This is a genomic window from Moraxella caviae (genome assembly GCF_002014985.1).
In the GTDB taxonomy this organism is placed as follows: Bacteria; Pseudomonadota; Gammaproteobacteria; order Pseudomonadales; family Moraxellaceae; genus Moraxella; species Moraxella caviae.
In genome coordinates this window covers 1-2,302 of the sequence record NZ_MUXU01000042.1, presented here as the reverse complement: position 1 = coordinate 2,302, position 2,302 = coordinate 1, and the positions used below count along the sequence as shown (strand labels likewise).

Annotated in this window: 2 protein-coding genes and 1 pseudogene; all 3 read left to right on the top strand. The window is 37.3% G+C overall.

Features of this window, described 5'->3' with window-relative positions:
* Window positions 1-225: 225 nt before the first annotated feature.
* On the top strand, window positions 226-438 hold the full coding sequence (locus B0181_RS07415) for a hypothetical protein (RefSeq protein ID WP_078276880.1): 213 nt from the start codon (window positions 226-228) through the stop codon (window positions 436-438).
* A gap of 279 nt (window positions 439-717) precedes the next feature.
* Window positions 718-1,947: an ISL3 family transposase gene (locus B0181_RS07410; protein WP_078276879.1), complete on the top strand. Its 1,230-nt coding sequence runs from the start codon at window positions 718-720 to the stop codon at window positions 1,945-1,947.
* Window positions 1,948-2,227: 280 nt separating this feature from the next.
* Window positions 2,228-2,302: pseudogene (locus B0181_RS11905) on the top strand (IS1595 family transposase); the annotation flags it as partial.

The following is a 2,302-nucleotide window of genomic DNA, read 5'->3' as shown; positions in this document are numbered from 1 at the left end:
CCAGCCATAATAACTCCTTTGGGTTTGAATGGATTTATTATACTAAAAAGCGTGTGAGGATTAATATACTTTTGCTACATTACATACCATTATTTTATCTTTGTGGTATAATATGGTACATAAAATTAAATATCTAATATATATTGGTACAAAATTATTTGACAGTAGCAAATCGATCATTTATCATAAGATTATTGGTTGACATACCTACAAAAGGAGTATCATATGACTGTTCAAAATAATCGCAAAATCACACAAAGCAACATCAAATTACCAGAATATCTAAAAAACTGGGCAAAAGAGCAAGCTGACAATGATTTTCAATCATTATCTGGTTTTATCGCTAAGTTGATTAACGAAGAGAAAAGCCGTCGTGAATCTACAATCGCTACCTGCGGCTCACAAATAAGCAGATCAATACATCCTACATCTGCATAGGACAAGGCACGCTTTTTGCGTGTCTTTTTTAATGACTGAGAAAAAATAAGGAATGGGAGGTGGCTTATGCACTGGCCATAAATTTTTGTGGATAATAAAGCAAAAACGCCACCAACGGCAATTGGTAGCGCTTTTATAATGAGATTGTCTAGCGGACAGTCTCATTATCCCAAACAGTGTTTGACTTGTCAAGCCCTGTAGGGGGCTTTGTTATCCTTAAATTAAGTTTTTTGTAAAATTTTCTTTTTATTTTTAAATTTATTTATAAGGAAACAAAAGATGATTGACTTATTAAGCTTAGCTAATGTCGAAACTGTCAGCATTGAAAATCGTGATGAAACAGTAACTATTTATGCCAAAACAACTTATCATTTGGCCAACTGCCCCAATTGTGGTGGCGGTTTATACAAGCATGGTAGCCGAGAATATCGTTATACAGACACGCCACTGTATATGAAACCCACAACAATCCAACTTAATGTTCATCGCTATCGTTGCAAAGTGTGCAAGCAGGTGCTGAGCGATCATATTGCCTGCGTTGATGAGAGTCGTCGGTGTACCAACAGGCTGGTACAGCACATCCAAAGCCACTGCTTCAGGCTTACTTTTAGCGAACTATCAAGGCAGATCGGCCTATCGGTCAATACTATTCGCAACATTGCACAAGACTATTTAAGTTACTTGGAACAAAGCTACCCAAGATCCACCCCGAGTATTTTGGGTATTGATGAAGTGATGATTGCTGGTGAGTATCGCTGTGTGCTCACGGACCTTGAGCATCATAGATTGTTCGATATTCTACCAACCAGAAAACAATCCTATCTTGAAAGTTATTTTGAGCGGCTACCCAATAAAGAGAATATTCATACGGTTTGTAGTGATATGTGGCAGCCTTTTAAAAATGTTTGTGCCAAATGCTTACCCAATACCACCTTGGTCTTAGACCGATTTCATGTAGTTAAACTTGCCAATGAAGCGATGGAGAGTATTAGAAAATGCCATCAAAATGAATTGGACGCCAAAGGACGCAAGCAATTAAAAAAGCATCTACGCTGGCTGCTGATTAAGCGATTAGCACAGCTGTCTTCTGACGACCTAAAAACCTTAGAAGTACTTGCCAAAGAATATCCAAAGCTTGTGATTGCCTATTATTTAAAAGAGAAGTTCTTTGATATTTATGAAGCTAAAGATAAAAATGCGGCAATATTGGCATTTTTTGAATGGACTGACAGTATTGATGAGCAAGCAACAGGCATGTATTTGCCTGAGTTTTATAGACTTAAGCAAATTGTTAAACGGCATTTCGCCCAAACCTTTAGCTATTGGGACAGTGCCAATAAAGTGAGCAATGGCTACACGGAATGCGTTAATGGTCTGATTAAGCTTGCCAATCGTTTGGGTAGAGGATATAGCTTTGAGATGATTAGAGCTAGAGCTTTGTATGGACACAAAGACTCAGACAAACCCAAAAAGGGACGTCAGGAGAAAATAACCGATCAAGAAGATTGAGCAAGAATCATCAAGAGCGATACACGCTTAAAACAAATCCAGGGCTTGAACAAAGCACTGGATTTGTTTTTATCCAAGAAAATAAAATATGTTAAGTAAAACAGCTTGATTAAAAACAACCCATGCAAATATAATCAATGCTCACACCCGATACTTTCCACCAGATTTTGCAAGAATCAGAGATTTTAAGTGATTTATTTTTCCACCAAGTTTTGCAAGAATCAGAGATTGTGTTAGGATGGATGGGGTTGGGGTTTCAACCGGGTTTTGAAAATAGCCAAAATATAATGGCATTGACAAGAAAAACTTCCATCTTTTTATCAAAGAATGCGAATTTAGATTTAATTACGGCACA

Coding starts and splice junctions, on each gene's coding strand:
- B0181_RS07415 (WP_078276880.1), top strand. CDS start 226: ATGACTGTTCAAAATAATCGCAAAATCACACAAAGCAACATCAAATTA.
- B0181_RS07410 (WP_078276879.1), top strand. CDS start 718: ATGATTGACTTATTAAGCTTAGCTAATGTCGAAACTGTCAGCATTGAA.